Source organism: Chryseobacterium sp. KACC 21268, assembly GCA_028736075.1.
Taxonomy (GTDB): Bacteria; Bacteroidota; Bacteroidia; order Flavobacteriales; family Weeksellaceae; genus Epilithonimonas.
Genome location: CP117875.1, coordinates 3,225,589 through 3,243,518, shown reverse-complemented (window position 1 = coordinate 3,243,518; position 17,930 = coordinate 3,225,589). Strand labels below are relative to the sequence as shown.

14 protein-coding genes are annotated in these 17,930 nt (G+C 37.0%); 8 read left to right on the top strand and 6 right to left on the bottom strand.

Going from position 1 to position 17,930, the window contains the following annotated elements; all coding sequences use genetic code 11:
• Nucleotides 1-13: 13 nt before the first annotated feature.
• Nucleotides 14-3,256: a cytochrome c biogenesis protein CcsA gene (gene ccsA, locus PQ459_14830; protein ID WDF46170.1), complete on the top strand. Its 3,243-nt coding sequence runs from the start codon at nt 14-16 to the stop codon at nt 3,254-3,256.
• Nucleotides 3,257-3,330: 74 nt separating this feature from the next.
• On the opposite strand, the gene PQ459_14825 is transcribed toward ccsA, so the two are convergent.
• A complete protein-coding gene (locus tag PQ459_14825; GenBank protein WDF46169.1) occupies nt 3,331-4,212 on the bottom strand; it encodes a tyrosine-protein phosphatase in 882 nt (293 codons plus the stop codon).
• Between the two features lie 72 nt (nt 4,213-4,284).
• Nucleotides 4,285-5,934: a peptide-N-glycosidase F-related protein gene (locus tag PQ459_14820; protein WDF46168.1), complete on the bottom strand. Its 1,650-nt coding sequence runs from the start codon at nt 5,932-5,934 to the stop codon at nt 4,285-4,287.
• A gap of 162 nt (nt 5,935-6,096) precedes the next feature.
• Here PQ459_14820 and PQ459_14815 point away from each other — a divergent pair, with 162 nt between their 5' ends.
• Entirely contained in the window at nt 6,097-7,008 is a 912-nt protein-coding gene (locus PQ459_14815) for an SPFH domain-containing protein (protein WDF46167.1), read from the top strand.
• Nucleotides 7,009-7,052: 44 nt separating this feature from the next.
• Here the strand turns inward: PQ459_14815 and PQ459_14810 are convergent, their stop codons facing one another.
• Complete coding sequence (locus PQ459_14810) at nt 7,053-8,396, bottom strand: ATP-binding protein (GenBank protein WDF46166.1); 1,344 nt, start codon at nt 8,394-8,396, stop codon at nt 7,053-7,055.
• 86 nt (nt 8,397-8,482) lie between these two features.
• Here PQ459_14810 and PQ459_14805 point away from each other — a divergent pair, with 86 nt between their 5' ends.
• The 6 genes from PQ459_14805 to PQ459_14780 all read left to right on the top strand — a co-directional run bounded on the left by PQ459_14805 (nt 8,483) and on the right by PQ459_14780 (nt 13,819).
• Nucleotides 8,483-9,382: an ATP-binding cassette domain-containing protein gene (locus PQ459_14805; GenBank protein WDF46165.1), complete on the top strand. Its 900-nt coding sequence runs from the start codon at nt 8,483-8,485 to the stop codon at nt 9,380-9,382.
• Nucleotides 9,379-10,224 (top strand): ABC transporter permease, encoded by an 846-nt coding sequence (locus PQ459_14800; protein ID WDF46164.1) that lies wholly within the window; start codon nt 9,379-9,381, stop codon nt 10,222-10,224. Before PQ459_14805 ends, PQ459_14800 begins: the two co-directional genes overlap by 4 nt.
• Nucleotides 10,225-10,486: 262 nt before the next feature.
• Nucleotides 10,487-11,221 carry a tetratricopeptide repeat protein gene (locus PQ459_14795; GenBank protein WDF46163.1) on the top strand — a complete coding sequence of 245 codons (735 nt, stop codon included), beginning with the start codon at nt 10,487-10,489 and terminating at the stop codon, nt 11,219-11,221.
• The gene (locus PQ459_14790; protein WDF46162.1) at nt 11,222-12,958 is read left to right on the top strand and encodes a BatD family protein; all 1,737 of its coding nucleotides are present in this window, start codon (nt 11,222-11,224) and stop codon (nt 12,956-12,958) included. It abuts the gene before it with no gap.
• Between the two features lie 51 nt (nt 12,959-13,009).
• Nucleotides 13,010-13,612, top strand: coding sequence for a MarC family protein (locus PQ459_14785; GenBank protein WDF46161.1), 603 nt, complete (start codon nt 13,010-13,012; stop codon nt 13,610-13,612).
• A 12-nt stretch (nt 13,613-13,624) separates the two neighbouring features.
• Nucleotides 13,625-13,819: a hypothetical protein gene (locus tag PQ459_14780; GenBank protein ID WDF46160.1), complete on the top strand. Its 195-nt coding sequence runs from the start codon at nt 13,625-13,627 to the stop codon at nt 13,817-13,819.
• Nucleotides 13,820-13,855: 36 nt separating this feature from the next.
• Here the strand turns inward: PQ459_14780 and PQ459_14775 are convergent, their stop codons facing one another.
• From PQ459_14775 to PQ459_14765, 3 genes are all read right to left on the bottom strand, one after another.
• Nucleotides 13,856-14,095 carry a hypothetical protein gene (locus PQ459_14775; GenBank protein ID WDF46159.1) on the bottom strand — a complete coding sequence of 80 codons (240 nt, stop codon included), beginning with the start codon at nt 14,093-14,095 and terminating at the stop codon, nt 13,856-13,858.
• A 126-nt stretch (nt 14,096-14,221) separates the two neighbouring features.
• Nucleotides 14,222-15,979, bottom strand: a complete 1,758-nt coding sequence (locus tag PQ459_14770; GenBank protein ID WDF46158.1) for a long-chain fatty acid--CoA ligase — start codon at nt 15,977-15,979, stop codon at nt 14,222-14,224.
• 97 nt (nt 15,980-16,076) lie between these two features.
• A complete protein-coding gene (locus PQ459_14765) occupies nt 16,077-17,843 on the bottom strand; it encodes a long-chain fatty acid--CoA ligase (GenBank protein WDF46157.1) in 1,767 nt (588 codons plus the stop codon).
• Between the last annotated feature and the right edge of the window lie 87 nt (nt 17,844-17,930).

Here is a 17,930-nt window from a genome sequence, read left to right as displayed (position 1 = left end):
TAGATATCTAACTATGAAAAAGATTCAGGATATTCTTATTTCTACGCGGACGATGGCGCTTCTCTTGCTGGTTTTCGCAATTTCTATGGCTGTTGCCACTTTCATTGAAAACGATTACGGAACACCAACTGCCAAAGCATTGATCTACGAAGCCAAATGGTTTGAAGCCGTTATGTTTTTATTAATATTGAACTTCATTGGAAACATTGGCAGATACAGACTTTTCCGAAGAGAGAAGTGGCCGATATTGGTTTTTCACCTGGCTTTCATTTTAATATTCATCGGCGGTGCAATTACACGTTACATCAGTTTTGAAGGGACAATGCACATCCGTGAGGGCGAAACAAATAATGAGATCATCACAGACAAACATTTCTTCAAAATTAAAATTGAGGAAAAAGGCGAGCAGCAAAATTACCACGATGTTCCTTACTTGATGTCACCACTTCACCACGATTTTCAGGCGACCTATGATTTCTTAGGAAAAGAAAAGATCGTTGTGAAAGCTGTGGATTATATTCAAAGAAAGAAAGATAGTCTGGTTACTGGAGCTGGTAAAGAATATTTGCATTTGGTTTCTACCAGCGATATGGGTGGGCGTCAAAATATCTATTTGGGTGAAGGCGATGTCCAAAATATCAATGGAACTTTGGTAAGCTACAACAGAACAGCAATTGATGGCGCGGTTGAATTCCAAAAGAAGGATGGACAACTTTACATCAAGACACCGACTGATGCTGCATTTATGACAATGGCAACTCAAGCAACGGGGACAACTAAAAAGGATGAATTCCAGCCTTTGGTTTTAAGAAGTCTATACACCATCGATCAATTGAAATTGGTAATTCCGGAAGGAACGAAAAAAGGGAAACTGGTGAATTACGAAGGTGACAAACAAAAAGATAAAGACGTTCCGGATCTCTTGAGAGTGGAAGTCTCAGGACCAAAAACAAAACAATTGGTTGATCTAGTTGTGGAGAAAGGAAATCCAAATAATTACAAACAGATCAAAGTTGATGGACTGGATATTATGTTGGGATTTGGACCAAAAGTTTATTTCACACAGCCTTTCGCCTTGAAATTAGAAAAATTCGTTATGGAAACTTACCCGGGAAGTTCTTCACCGTCTGCTTATGAATCTCACGTGAAAATAGTGGACGATGGTAAAGAAACGCCTTATAATATTTATATGAATCACGTTCTTAATTATAAAGGTTACAGATTCTTCCAAGCTAGTTTCGACCCAGATAGAAAAGGAACCGTACTTTCTGTAAACCACGATTTCTGGGGAACTTTGATCAGTTACACAGGTTATGCCTTCTTATTTATCGGGATGTTTGTGACGATGTTCTGGAAAGGTTCCAGATTCTGGAGTCTAAATCAAATGCTGAAAACCATTAGCAAGAAAAAAGCGAAGGTTGTTGTTTTGCTATTATTAAGTTTCGGACTTAATGCTCAGGAAATCGATATGCACGGAAAGGATGGAAGTCACGAAGGGCATTCTCACACAGAGGCACAAGCAACTTCTCCAAATAAAAATCCTGCAGTGATTGACGCAGATGCAATGGTCAAGAATATCGAGATCAGTAAAGAACATGCAGATAAATTTGGTTCTCTATTAGTTCAAAATTATGAAGGTCGTATTGTTCCGGCTAATACGCAGGCTCTTGATATTTTACATAAATTAACGTTACGTTCTACTTTCCAGGATCTGGATGCCAATCAATGGTTTTTAGCGGCGACTATCGATCCAATGTTCTGGGCACAGGTGAATATCATTAAGATTGAAACCGCAGGAAAAGTAGGAAAGGATCTAAGAGCCAAAACCAAAGCGACGGAAGAAGGCTTCACAAGTTTGATCAAATTATTCCCTGCAGACAAAAACGGAAATCTACGTTTTGTTTTGGAGGATGACTACAATGATGCGTTCAGAAAAAAAGCGTCTGAAAGAACAAGATATGACGAAGCTGTCATTAAACTAAACGACAAAGTTCAGGTGCTTAATGGCATTATGTCTTACCAATATTTCCGCACAATTCCTGTTAAAAACGATTCCAACCACACCTGGAACTCTGTGATGACACCTACTTTTGAACCAGATGAAAATGCACAGGCAGTTCTTGGTCCATATTTATCTAGCGTACTTATGGCAACACAAGGCGGGAGCTGGGCAAAGGCTGATGCAGAACTTGAAAAAGTAGTAGCGTATCAGCAGAAGTGGGGAAAAAATGTAGTACCGTCTGAAACCAAAGTGAAACTCGAGATTTTAATAAATAAACTGGATATCAACTTCAAATTGTTGATTTTCTACACGCTTATTGGCGGTTTGCTTTTGATTTTAGGTTTTGTGGAATTGTTTAAACCTAACAAGATCCTTAATAAAACCATTAAAGCGCTTATTTACATTGGTGCAATTGGATATATTTTCCACTTCTTTGGATTGGTAGCTAGATGGTACATCTCTGGGCACGCACCTTGGAGTAATGGTTACGAAGCCATCATCTTCATCTCTTGGGTTGGGATCACGGCAGGCTATGCTTTGTACAGAAACTCAAATACTTTGATTCCTGCAGCGGGATTTTTGGTTGCAGTAATTATGATGGGATTTGCGCACGGTGGTTCTGCTTTGGATCCGCAAATCACACCATTGGTTCCTGTCCTGAAATCATATTGGCTAGTGGTTCACGTAGCGATCATCACATCCAGCTATGGATTCTTCTCATTGTCGATGCTGATTGCTATGATTTCTTTAATCTTCTATATCATCGCCAACAAAGATACTTTCAAAAGACATAATGATACGACGCTGAAAGAATTGGCGATTGTAAGCGAAATGTCTCTTAATATCGGATTATTAGCATTAACGATTGGAAACTTCTTAGGAGGAATCTGGGCTAATGAATCTTGGGGACGTTACTGGAGCTGGGATCCGAAGGAAACCTGGGCTTTCATTTCCATTATGATTTATGCTTTTGTGATCCATATGAGATTAGTTCCGGGACTGAGAGGCAGATACACTTTCCACGTCGTTACAATGTTCGCATTCTGCTCGATGGTAATGACCTATTTTGGCGTGAATTATTATCTTTCTGGATTGCATTCCTACGCGAAAGGAGATCCGATTCCACTTCCGCTTTGGGTTTACTTAGGAATTGGTTATATGCTTCTATTATCGGCTGTAGCTTGGTTTAAATACAAAAAACTGCACAACGATCTTCATATGAAAGGAGATGAAAGAACACAGATAGAACCTTAATTTTAGGATTCAAATAAATTAAAAGTCAGTCTATTTTTTAGACTGACTTTTTTATTTAATAAATTTCAGAACGTTTACTTCAGGAATTTTCTAATATAATATTCTCTTTTTGACTCCGAAATTTCTAAAGCCTGGTGAATGTAATTATCCATCGAACCATATTTTTTATCAATCTCATCAAAGGCGGCCTGTAAATACTCACGTTCAATCCAACTGCTTTTTTCAATGACGCCAATGTCAAGCTTAGGAAAGACGAAATGAAGATTATTGGCAAGATTCAGTCTCTTTTCTATCACATTTTTTCTAAGATCGTTTGAGACCAGATATTCTTCAAAAATCATATTATCATCGAATTTCAGGATTTTGAGGATTATGGCAGTGATCATTCCAGTTCTGTCTTTTCCTGCAGTACAGTGATAGAGTACAGGTTCTTCGGAGTCCAGGATTTCCGTGATGATTGTTTTAATGACTTGCGGATTTTCTGAAACATACTCGGTGTAGAATCTCAGCATTCTTTTGTCTGCATCTGTTTGTTTTATTTTTCCCTTTAGAGCTAGTTTTTTAGCATTCTTCATTTCATCATTATTATCTTCAAAAGCGGGATAATTTTTATAAATAATATCGCTGGGAAGATGATCTTTTTCTTTAGTGATTTCCTGTTTCGTTCTCAGGTCAATCACTTTCTTAATTTTTAGTTTTTGAAAGTCAGTAAAAGAACTTTGTCTTAAGTCATGCAGATTTCCGCTGCGGTAGATCAGGCTGTCTTTTATCATCTTTCCATCAGAATTTTTGAGTCCTCCAAGAAATCTGAAATTATGGATCTTCCTGATTTCAATCTGATTTTTATTTGCAAGATCAGAAAATTCTGGTTGGGAGGCTACGTGGGTTTTGCAGGAAATGGTTATTATTAATAGACAACAACTTAGATATTTCATTACATCAAAACGATTATTCATAAAGCTTATTTTCTGTGACAAAAAATTCCCACTTATTTCTAAGTGGGAATTTAGTTATTATTAATAATAAAATTACTGTTTTACAATTTTCTGAGTCGATGATTTTCCGTCAGCGAAATCAATTTTCATAAGGTAAACGCCTGACGCTAATTTCGAAACATTAATTTTGGTAGTAGAATCTTCCAAAAGTTGTTTGCCATCAGCCGCAAAAACGGTTACTTTGGAAACTTTTGAAGTACTGTTGATGTTTACAAAATCCTTGGTCGGATTTGGATAGACAGATATTTTTTTGTTTTCAATATCGTCTGTTCCCAATCTGACTTGAGTTGAGTAAAGTGGTCCATACCAAACGCTGCTTTGTTCATTAGAACATTTAGATTTTACGTAAGTTTCGTAGATCCAGTTCAGGTTGAGATCACTTCTGGAATCTTTTGGTTCGTTGCTGATATCACGATAAACTTCCGCACCGGCAGCTGTGAAAACACCTCTTCTGCCCCAAAGTGTCTGCCATTCGGTTGCGTTCTCCTTTTCTTTCCACGCAATATCTACCGTTGTATTCACCTGATTTGTAATTTTGAAATCATAAGGTGCAGTACAGATTACTTCTCCGCTTTTTTGATTTTGAATATACATTGATATTGGGAAATATCCTTGCTGTGATGCGAAAACAGCAGTAGGAACATCTAGTTTAATTGTGTGTGTTCCGGCAGGAAGATTACCAAGATTTACTTCACGATTTGGGATGACGTCGCCCGGACACCAGTTGTTCCAGGAGATCCAGCCTCTCAATGTTTTGGCTGTAGTACCATAGATTCCGTTGCCTTGTGTGTTGTACTGTCTGTAATCCTCGCAGTTTTTACCACCTGGAATGTATTGATGAACCAATTGATCATCCAGATAAACATTATGAACTCTCTTCACATATTCTTCGCCTCCTGAGTTAGAGCCATGGTTAGAAGTTGTCAAATGCAGAACAGCATTGGGAACAGCTTGGTCTAATGTGAAAGTTACCAATCTCGTTGTCTGTCCCGGAACATCTGTTGCGTTGTAATTGTTAAGATTATCTCGGTAAGAAATAGGCAAAAAGAAATTCTGTGTACTTGTAGCGGTTCCTGTAGATACAAATTCTAGATTGCCACGGAAGACATCTGTTCTGTCTGCGCAACCGGCAACTTCTGTATTTGCTGCTGCTGAGTAACCATCTGCACGGAACTCAATCCAAAAATCGTAGGTAGATGAGAGAGCAGAATCGTGCAGGATGCTTGCTATATTATCCACTTTGTAACTGTAAGGAACTTCTTTAATAGCTGCGTTTTTATTCATAAAAGGTGTAATGAAACGTCCAATTTCAATCCTTTTAATATTTGCCTGATTGAAGGTATAAGTTGTACTTCCCTTTGGGACTAATACCAAATTGACACCCGCAATTCTGTCGTAGTTATCACAAGCAGCGATCAGTTTGATGTTCATAGTAACACTACTTCCAATGGAGGCAATTTCCGAATCCGTTAATTTACGGGAAATGATGTCTTGTTCGTAGGCATGTAAGCGGATGGCACCGGCGGGAATCTGCGAAAAAGCTTCTGGTGGCATCGTCTGTCCTTCTCCCAAATAGTGGTACATACTGTAAAACGGAACGTCATTGAAAACTGAAACGTTTTGAGCCATGAAAAGGGAATTCGTCACAAGTCCTGCAACTGCAAAAAATAGTTTTTTCTTCATATTAGATTTATTATTCTCACAAATTTAACAAATTGTTTAGTAATAATGAACTTTTACTGTGATATATCTAATAATTAGTTTTGATAGTTAATAAATGAATAATGTCTAATTCCGTTTGTGACAATTAGTAAAAAAACTTATCTTTAGGAAAATAAACAAATTATGATTTATATAGGAATAATAGTATTCTTTGGATTGATTACACTTTTCGCTTCATTTTTCACTGTTAAGCAGGAAACTGCAGCGTTGGTAGAGCGCTTAGGGAAATTTCATTCTGCAAGGCATGCCGGTTTGCACCTCAAAATCCCTTTCATCGATCAGATTTCTAAGAGAATGAATCTAAGAATTCAGCAATTGGATGTCTTGATTGATACCAAAACTCTGGATAACGTTTTCGTGAAAATGAAGATTTCTGTGCAATTTCAAGTTATCAGAACGCAAGTTGCAGATGCCTATTACAGATTAGAAAGTCCGCACGATCAGATTACTTCTTATGTTTTTGATGTGGTAAGGGCAGAAGTTCCAAAATTGAAGTTAGATGATGTTTTCCTTAAAAAAGATGATATAGCAGTTGCTGTGAAAGCTGAACTTCAGGAAGCTATGCAAAGTTACGGTTATGATATCATCAAAGCCTTGGTGACAGATATTGATCCAGATGATCAGGTAAAGCACGCGATGAATAGGATCAACGCTGCTGAACGTGAAAAAACCGCAGCGGAGTACGAATCTGAGGCACAGAGAATCCGAATCGTAGCCGTTGCAAAAGCAGAAGCGGAATCTAAAAAATTACAAGGACAGGGTATCGCAGACCAGAGAAGAGAAATCGCCAAAGGTTTGGAAGAATCTGTGAAAATGCTGAATGTTGCCGGTATCAGTGCGCACGAAGCATCAGCTCTTATCGTAGTGACACAGCATTATGATACGCTGCATTCCATTGGTGCAAATAACAGGTCGAATCTTGTGCTATTGCCAAATACGCCAACTGCGGCCAGCTCACTACTGAACGATTTGGTTTCTGCAATGGCAGTTTCCAAAAAAATTGAAGATGTGGATGATGGGAAACCTCGCCGATAGAATTAAAATTTAATAAAAAAAGCCTGATTTTCAGGCTTTTTTTATTAGTCTTTTGTATGGAAACCAATGGTTCTGACAGGTTCGCCTTTCGCTTTGTAAGTTTCCAGTTCTTCTTTGAGATCACTTATTCTTATTGTAAAACGATCATAAGAATTAGTTTCAGCTTCGGATAAAAATTCCAGAACGTTGTTGAGATAATCACCGGTTAATTTGGATGCAGATTCTTTCAAAGATGCTTCTATAATGCCGTTTCCTATATCAATACTTTCTGTTTTGTTTTTCAAGTACAAGCTTCGGATTCTTTTTTTAAGACTCTGTGTGAAGTCCACAATCATCGTATTGGAAAATACTTTCATCTTTCCCGCAGTTTCCTGCCAAAAAGGAAGTTGATCTGCATTGTTGTGTTTTAGGATTTTGAGCAGCGTCGCATTTTCATTCAGATTTTTTGTCATATTGAAAAGCAGCATTTCTGCGCGCTCCTGTTTATTGGGAGGAAAAATTGGAATCAGGACATCGAATCTTCCCGGAGCCAGAATTTCAGATTCAATGCCTTGTAATTCTTTTGCGGAACCTACCATCAAAATATTTTCCTTTTGGAACTTTTCTATGTGATGGAGTGTACTTTCCTTTACTTCTTCATAGTCAGTAGTTAACGCTTGATTTTCGGTTCTCTGCATCATTATATCATCAAAGTTTTCCAGAAACAAAATCGCTTTGTCTTTTTTGAGCATTTGAGAAAGATATTCATCAAAGTTTATTTTTCTATCATTGATGAGGATTGACTTGAGTTGTGATTGGCGTACTTCAAAAAAATCAAAATCTATCAACTCTGCAATTTTCTTCGCCCAGAAAAATTTGCCGCTTCCCGGCGGACCATACACAATGATTCCTGCTGCTTTCTGTATGCCCCAGTTTGCGGACTGTTCTGGATTCAGAAAAGGTTCCAACATATCAGAAATATAGAAAAACAAATCTCTGTAACCTATAAAATCTCTTTGCTTAAGTTCTGTTTTGTTTCCGAAATAATTATAGATAAAATTATAATTGCCTCCAAGTTGATTGTCTATTCCGAAAGTTGAAATGGATGATTTGAAAAGACCATTGTCATAAACGTTCGGTAATTTATTTTGTATGATCTGTTCAACCTTTTCTTTGGGCTGGTGAATTCTTTCTGCGATTTCGTCCGCTGTTTTTTCCTCATTCAAATCTTTTTCATAGTTTTTTAGAAATTTCTGATTTTCTGTTGCAAATCTTTCGAAATTTTGGGTAATATTGAGTGTCGGCGAAAGGCATTCGGAGATTTCAAGATCAAAATCCTGAATGAACTGCTTGATGCTTTCCTCGGAAATATCCAGTTGCTTGGAAAATTCTGTGATATTCTGAATCATTTTTTAAATCTTTTCAGAAAATTAACAAAAACTATACAAATGCTGTAACGTTTCTATGATTAACAAGACTTTTATATAAATATTTTATGGAGAAAATTCTGGAAGTCAAAAACCTGACCAAGAAATTCAAACAGATTGCCGTCAATAATATTTCCTTTGATGTAGAAAAAGGAAATGTTTATGGACTTTTAGGGCCAAATGGCAGCGGAAAATCTACAACATTCGGGATGCTGCTTTCTACCATCAATCCTACTTCTGGAAGCTGGAAGTGGTTCGGAAAAGAAGGCACAGATACGGATACTTTGAAGAAAATTGGAGCAATTATCGAGCAACCCAACTTTTATCCTTACCTGAGTGCAGAGAAAAATCTGGAAATTGTAGCGACAATTAAGGGTGTTTCTATCCAAAGAATAGATCAGGTTTTGGAAACTGTCAATCTCTTGGCGCGTAAAAAAGATGCTTTCTCGTCTTATTCACTGGGAATGAAGCAGCGACTGGCTATTGCATCAGCACTACTTGCAAATCCCGAAGTCCTGATTCTTGATGAGCCTACAAACGGTCTTGATCCGGAAGGAATTATTCAGATTAGAGATATTATTAATTCAATTGCAAACTCAGGAACTACAATCATCGTCGCAAGTCATCTCTTGGACGAGATTGAGAAGATCTGCAGTCACGTTATAGTTTTGAAACACGGAACAGCAATCTATTCCGGTTCTGTAGATGCAATGAGCAACACGAAAGGATTTTTTGAATTGAAGTCTGACGACATAAGTGCATTGATTTCTGCTCTGAATAGTTTGAATATTTTCTCGAGCGTCAAAGAAAAGGATCAATTGGTCATTGCTCAGATTTCAGAAGATATTTCGGCTTCTGAACTTAATAAAAAACTATTTGAAAAAGGTGTTTTTCTATCTCACCTAATGAAGAAAAAAGAAAGCCTCGAGACTCAATTCCTAGAACTTGTAAAACAATCCAACTCATGATAAGATTATTAAAATTAGAATATCTCAAAAACCTAAATTACAAACCGTTCAAGATTTTTGCAGGATTGTACTTTATTGTTTTGATTGCATTGCTGTATGTTGGATTGGTAGATTTTGATCTGTTTGGAAATAATATTAACTTGAAAGAACAAGGGATGTACGACTTTCCCGGCGTTTGGAATTTCACAACTTACATTGTAGGATTACTAAAAATTTTCCTTGGATGTATTATCGTATTCTCTATCTGTCAAGAATTTAGCAATAGAATGTTCAAGCAAAATCTAATTGATGGATTGAGTAGGGAAGAATTTATTTTTTCTAAACTATTAACTATACTGATTTTTACATTTTTCTCAACCGTCATCGTTTTTGTAATGGCTTTTATTTTAGGTAAAAGTTATTCAACAACACAGGAGAGCGATTTGATATTTAAAGAAGCTTACTTTGTTTTCAATTACTTTCTGAAGTTATTTAGCTTCTTTTCATTATTGATGTTTCTTTCAGTTCTTTTTAGGAAATCAATTTTTGTGTTTTTAGGATTATTTATGTTCTGGTTTGTTGAGAAATTCTTAATATTTATCGAGTCAGTAGGAGTAATGAGAAATATTAATGAACTGCAGCGTGCTCAGATTCTTAATACAAAAGTTTTCTACACAGATTATTTGCCGTTAGAAAGCATGGGAAATCTTATTCCAAATCCATTAGTAAGAACAAATATGGCAAAACTTTTAGGCATGCAATTCAAATTTGAATATCCTGTAGAAAGTGTCATTGCTTGTCTGATTTGGTCAATTGTTTTTCTATTGGCTAGCTATTACGTTTTAAAGAAAAGAGACTGGTAGAAATTGCTTTATTTAAATATATGTAAACTATTGTTTTGTAGATGTATAAATTAATTTATTTAAAGCTAATTTTATATTAAAATGTAGGTTCAGAATTTTAAATTAAAGACCACTGAGATAATTCTTAGTGGTTTTATTATGTTAAATCGCAATCTGAATGTTAAAAAATGCTTTATTTAAAGGCGTTTTTGAGCTTTATTTTTAACCCAACTTTAACTTTTAAGATGTTGATTTTAACATTAAAACGGATAATTTTGTACCAATGAATTTTAAGTTTACTTTAGTCCTAATTTCTATCTTGATTTCCTCGCAATTTCTCGTTGCGCAGAAAAGTTATAATGCATTGGTGTACGAAGGTAATAAGAAATTTGATGCCAAGGAGTACGATGCTTCCTCTTCAAAATATCTTGAAGCTATTGCTGAAAAAAATAATAGTTATGCTGCTCACTACAACTTAGGAAATGCACTGTACAAAAGCAAAAAATACGAAGAAGCAACCGCTGAATATGAGAAAGCTGCAAAGTACACCAAAAGCAAGTTCGAGAAGGCTGCAGCGCTCTACAATATGGGAAATGTCTCCATCCAGTCCAATAACCCGGAAAAAGCTGCTGACTATTACAAACAAGCGTTGAAGCAAGATCCTTACAACGAAGCAATCCGAAAGAATTACGAAATAGCAATGCTGAAAGACAAGCAAAAAAAAGATCAGCAGAAACAGAAAGAAAACAAAGGAAAAGGCGGCGACAAGAATCAAAAAAATAGTGATGATTCTGATAAGGGCAACCAAAAGAAGAATCAACAAGATGGTAAAGGCGATAGCCAAAAAGGGAATGACCAGGGAAAGCCAAACCAGCCTAAGAAAGAAGAAAATAAAATACCAGAAGAAGCAGAAAGACAAATCCTGAAAGACATGGAAAATCGGGAAAAAGAAACTGCCAGAAGAATTTTAAATAAAAAATCTAACTCTATGCCGCAAAGCAATGAGAAAGATTGGTAAATGATAAAGAAAAATTTATACATATTATTCCTCTTAGCATCGGGTTTTTCCTTTGCTCAGGTTAATCTTTATTCGGAGGTTAATACGCAGGATTTCCGTGTCAATACGCCAATTACCTTCACAATTGTGCTGGAGATTTTTGGTGAAGATCTAATACAGGAAACGCCTATGAAACTTCCAGATTTTTCAAAATTTAATTACGACTATGCTTCCGAGCAAAATACCTTGATTGATCCAGTAAAGAAGATCAGAATAAATCAAATGGTGTATCAGTTTTTGCTGAATCCAAAACAAACCGGGAATATAAAAATAGGCTCTGCACTTGTAAAGATCAACGGAAAAATGTACAAAACAGAACCGATTGATATCTTTGTAAAAGAAGCAGAAAAAAAAGCTGTAGCCACTACTAATCCGGCAAAAAATATGTATCTCAATATGCAGCTGGAAGAGCGGGAAGTTTATAAAGATGAGCCTGCTGTGGTTGTGTTAAAAGCTTTTTCCAGAAATATTTCTAATTTTCGTCATCTTGAGCCTGCTAAATTCGAACCTGCGAGAAATCTTGCCATACGATCCATTGCCAACTTCGATGAGTCGATAGAAGATTCTGAGAATGATTATTCTGCACAGATTGTAGGTATGTTTGTCATCATCCCAAAAGTTTCTGGTGTAATGGAAGTTCCGCCGATGGAAGTTCCGTTTACAAATCATAAAAATGTTTTGGTTTCGAATAAAGCCAAGCTCAATGTGAAAAGATTGCCGGCAGGTGCACCTGAAAATTTCAAGAATGCGGTCGGAAAATATGATCTGAAGATAGAAATGATTGACAAAGGAAAAGAGAATTTCGAGATCAACAAAGCCTTCAATATTTCTGTAAAACTTTCCGGCAACGGAAATCTTTCGCCAGCCATTGTTCCGAAGATCTTACCTTCTCCAGATTACGAGGTCTTTGAACCGAAGATCATTAATAATTCGATTGCGACAGTGAATGGGATCGAAGGGAATGTGGAAGCGCAATATGTCATCATCCCTAAAAAAAGAGGCGACCTGAAAATTGCAACAGAAGATTTTTCCTACTTCGATCCAAAAGAAGAAAAATATGTGGAGTTGGGATCTAAGTTTCTAGCCTTAAACACCGTAAATGCTCAAGATATCGCCAATGCCAAAACAACTTTGCAAAAGGTAAACGAGTACACCAACAATGTTTTGGAAAAGGTGGATTCGCCTGTTTTGAGCACTCAAAAACTGAAGGTGAAAGAACATAAGGATATCAGCTGGATGGTGATCTTCGGTAATCTTTTCATTGTAGGAAGTGGTGCAATGCTGTTCCTCTATTTTAATAAAAAGATCAAAGACAAAAGGAAACTTGACGTTGAAAAGAAGAAAATAGCATCAAGACCTATTGTCAATATTGCGGAAACCGAGGCGATGTTGAAAAACAATGTTTCATTCGATGTAGATTCTCATTTCAATTATCTTCAAAGAACCATCGACGGTGGCGAAACTTCACAGTTCTTCCAAGGTTTTGAAGATTTGAGAGCAGATGCGGATCAATATTGCAAAACCAGATTTTCATCGGATTTTAAAGATTATTTGAAACACAATTTTGGACAAGGTGCAGTCGAAAAATATAACCAATTGATTACCAAAATAAATATCGAAAAATATTCGCCTTATTCTACCAAAGACAACCAAACCGAGCTTTTGAACGAAATAGAAGAAGTCTACAAAAAACTTTAGCAAATTTTCAAAAATATTTCATATTTTTGCGAAATCTTTAAAATTAAAGTTATGGAGTTTTTAGAAGAATTTTCGATCAAGGAAACGATGACAGCTTTTATGGTTTTGTTCGCTGTTATTGATATTTTGGGTTCAGTGCCGATTATCGTTTCACTTCGTCAAAAATTCGGGAAGATAGAGTCGGAGAAGGCAGCAATTGTTGCCGGATTACTGATGATCTCCTTTCTTTTCATTGGGAATAATATTTTGAAATTCATTGGTGTAGATGTCAATTCATTTGCAATTGCAGGTGCTTTCGTTATTTTCATCATCGCAATAGAAATGATCCTTGGCATAGAGATACATAAAACGAACCAACCTCAAGCTGCATCTATCGTTCCTATCGCGTTTCCTTTGATTGCAGGCGCAGGAACATTGACCACAACATTGTCATTAAGAGCAGAATATCACGATATCAACATTATCTGCGGGATTGTCCTCAACACGATCTTGGTCTATGCTGTTTTGAGATTAGCACCTTGGATAGAGAAAAAATTGGGAGAAGGGTCACTTCAGGTTTTGCAAAAAGTTTTCGGAATTATCCTTTTGGCGATCTCTATTAAATTATTTACCGCTAACTTTGCACAGCTATTTCAGAACTATATTCATTTTTAAAATTTCATCAGAATGAAAACATTTTATAAAGTATTCTTGGCCGTCTTTATCTTCTCAATTGCAGTTAGTCTTTATGCGCTGGATTGGCAAGCAGGATTTATGGACGATGAGAATACGAAATTCATATTTTCTATCTCAGCTGGGATATTGGGGATCATTGTCGTTTACATTCTTCATCTTTGGAGTAAATTGGCAGAGAAAAAATAATAAAAAAACGCTTCGAACTTCGAAGCGTTTTTTTTATCAATTAAGTTCCGATAATGTGTTTCTCAGGAACTGGATGCTAAGTTTGTTGATCTTATGCTGCGTATGGACGTTGTCCCATTGAGCCAGGATTTCCTCGACTATTTCGTCATCACACTCGTACTTGTCCTCGTCATCAAACATCACGGAAGTTGCAAAATGGATCATCTCCTCTTTGCTGATCTTGTCCTCAAGAAATCTGTCGCAGATCTTTATTAATTCTGTTCGGGTTATGTTCATTTATATAATTATTTGGGCAGCTTTATCCGCCTTCCGTTCCCAATCTTTTTGCCTACGCTTTTCCCACAGCAAAAAAGGATTTCCACTCAAGTCGGGCTGCAATGTGTCATTCCAATTCGGTGGTGATTACCTATCATAAAGTTTCTCATACAGATCATTGAAACGTTCTTTCACCACCTTTCTTTTCAACTTCAAAGTAGGAGTGAGCAAACCATTGTTTTCGGTCCAGACTTCTGGCGTCAACTCGATTTTTTTGACTTGCTCCCATTTGCCAAGATGTGAATTTATTTTTTCAAGTTCTTTTTGTATCTCATCTTTCAGTTCTTTGGAATTAGCAATCTCTTCAGGTGAAGTTCCGATATTGATCTTATTCTTGGAGGCCCAAGTTTTTGCATATTCAAAATCCGGTTGAACAAGCGCGGTCGGCATTTTTTCGCCATCACCAACCACCATTATTTGCTCGATGAATTGTGAAGCTTTTGCCAAATTTTCAATTACTTGCGGCGCAACATATTTTCCGCCCGATGTTTTGAACATTTCTTTCTTTCTGTCTGTGATAAAGAGGAAATTATCCTCATCCAACATTCCGATATCGCCAGTTTTGAAGTAGCCATCATCCGTAAAGGCTTCCTTGGTTTTTTCCTCGTCTTTGTAATAACCTTGCGTGACAGTCGGACCTTTCACCGTGATCTCACCATCTTCCTGGATCTTCACCTCGATGTTTTCAATCGGTCTTCCCACGGAGCCGATCTTGGTGTGACCAAAACTGTTGACCGCAATCACTGGCGAAGTTTCCGTCAAGCCATAACCTTCCAGAATCGGAATTCCTGCGGCGTGAAACATCGTGTTCAGTCTTTTGGATAATGCTGCAGAGCCAGACACCAATGTAATCAGATTTCCACCCAAACCTTCTCTCCATTTGCTGAAGACCAATTTGTCCGCAATGATATGTGACAAGGATTTTGAACTTCCCAATTTATATTTCTCTGCAATCTTAAGTGACCACAGGAATATTTTAGCTTTAATTCCACCAGATTCTGTTCCTCTTTTGTTGATCGCATCAAAAACTTTTTCGATCATTCTTGGAACGACGGTCAAATATTGAGGTTTCACTTCTTTCAGATTTTCACTCAACTTCTCATTGCTTTCGGCAAAATAAATAGAAATTCCGTTGGTCGTGAAAAGATAAAGAATCATTCGTTCGTAAACGTGACACAGCGGAAGAAAGCTTAAGGCTCTGTTTTTGGAATCCTTGTGCGGCACTCTGTCTTCGCACCCAAGAACATCGGAAACGATGTTTTTATGAGTCAGCATCACACCTTTTGGTCTCCCAGTTGTTCCGGAAGTATAAATGATGGAAGCCAATTCATCCTCAGAAATCGAATCTTTGATATCATCAACTTCTTTTTGATTGTCATTTTCTTTTCCTAGGTCAAAGAGTTCTTTCCAATTTTTTGCGCCAGAAACATCATCAAAAGTGAAAATTTCTTTTAGATCAGGAAGTTGATCTTTGATAGAATTGATTTTCTCGAACAGTTTTTCATCGGAAACAATACAAACCTTGGAATCAGAATTTTCAAGATTGTAAACACAATCTTCACTTGAGATTGAAGGATAAATTGGAACCGTAACCAATCCGATCTGTAAAGCGGCCTGATCAAAAAAACACCATTCTACACGATTGGTAGAAGTAATGAGCGCTATTTTATCACCTTTTTTCAAGCCATATTCCAGAAGTGCTCTGGAAAGCTGATTGGTAATATTGATATATTGATCTGTTGACACTTTTTCCCATTTCCCATTTCTTTTGTCACAGACAAAATCATCTTTCTCGAAATTGGCTTTCGAATAATAAGGAATGTCGAAAATCCTTTTTACTTCCATAGTTTTATAACTTACGTTCTTAGCAAATATAATTATTTCCAAATATTACGACTGTTAATTATTGCATAAAAAAAGCTATCCAAAGGATAGCTTTCCATTATTTGTACATTCTGTCGTAGAGATCTTGGAATTCTGCCTTGATCGCTTTTCTTTTGAGCTTAAGCGTAGGTGTGAGAAGACCGTCGTCTATGGTCCAGATTTTTGGTGTCAATTCTATTTTCTTGATCTGTTCCCATTTGCCCAGATGTTGATTTATTTTCTCGATCTCTTGTTCTATTCTCGATTTGATTGCAGGATCTGCTGCAATTGCTTTGTGAGATTCAGCCACTTTCACATTATGGAGATCTGCCCAATTTTTGGCATAAGCAAAGTCGGGTTGTACCAATGCACACGGCATTTTCTCACCATCACCAACCACCATGATCTGCTCGATGAACTTCGAAGCTTTAGCCAAATTTTCTATCACCTGAGGCGCAATGAATTTTCCGCCAGACGTTTTGAACATTTCCTTTTTTCGATCTGTGATGAACAAGAAATTATCTTCGTCCAACATTCCGATGTCGCCTGTTTTGAAGTAACCATCACTGGTAAAAGCTTCTTTGGTCTTTTCTTCATCTTGGTAATAACCTTCAAACACAGAAGGTCCTTTTACCACGATTTCGCCGTCTGATTCGATTCTCACTTTCAGATTTTCTAGAGGAATTCCCACGGATCCGGCTTTTACTTTTCCAAAACTATTAACGGAAATCACAGGTGAAGTTTCTGTCAATCCATAACCTTCCAAAATCGGAATCCCGGCAGCGTGGAACATCACGTTCAATCTTTTTGACAATGCGGCAGATCCGGAAACCAAAGTGATCAAATTTCCACCCAGACCTTCTCTCCACTTTTTGAAGACCAGTTTGTCAGCAATCGTGTGCATAAAGGTTTTCGGCTGGCCAATTTCGTATTTTTCTGCAATGCCAAGCGACCAAAGGAAGATCTTCGATTTTATTCCACCAGAAGCAGTTCCTTTGTTGTAAATAGAATCGTAAACTTTTTCCACCAATCTTGGAACAACCGTCATATAATGTGGTTTCACTTCCTTCACATTTTCGCCGATCTTTTCGATGCTTTCAGCAAAATAAAGTGAGATTCCGTTGCTCATGTAAATGTAGAAAATCATCCTTTCAAAAACGTGACAGATCGGAAGGAAGCTTAAAGCTTTCAAATCCTTATAGTCCAGGCTTTTATCTTTTGGAACTCTTGGATTACTCGCAATGACATTAGAAACCAGATTGTTATGTGTCAAAGGAACGCCTTTGGGTTTCCCAGTAGTTCCAGAAGTGTAGATTATTGTTGCCACATCCTCAGGATTAATGGCTTTTGCAAGATCATCAACTTCATCTTGTGTCAAGTCGTTTTCGCCAAGGTCCATGATCTCATTCCAGCTCGGCGCACCATCTACATCATCAAATGTAAAGACACCAACTAAGGAAGGGATCTGTGCTTTTGCATTCGTCAGTTTTTTATAGAGATCTTTGTCAGAAACAAAACAATATTTGATCTCAGAATTGTTGAAGATGTAAATATAATCTTCTTCAGAGATCGTTGGGTAAACTGGAACCGTGACAACACCGATTTGAGAGATCCCAAGATCCATTATCGCCCATTCTGTTCTGTTGTTTGCTGTGATAAGTCCAATTTTATCGCCAGGTTTGATGCCCAATTTTAAAAGTCCACGGGATATTTTATTCCCTTGATTCACGAATTCCATCGTAGAAGTTTTCATCCAATTGCCATTTTTCTTGGTCACCAGGCAGTCTTCTTTGGGGAATTTTTCCAACGCCAGCGCAGAAAAATCAAATATTCTTTTAACGTTCATAAAATATCGTTGTTAATATTAAATTAAAATTGAGTTTACATTATCGTAAATATAATTTTTTTTTCTCAGATAACAAAATCCCGCATT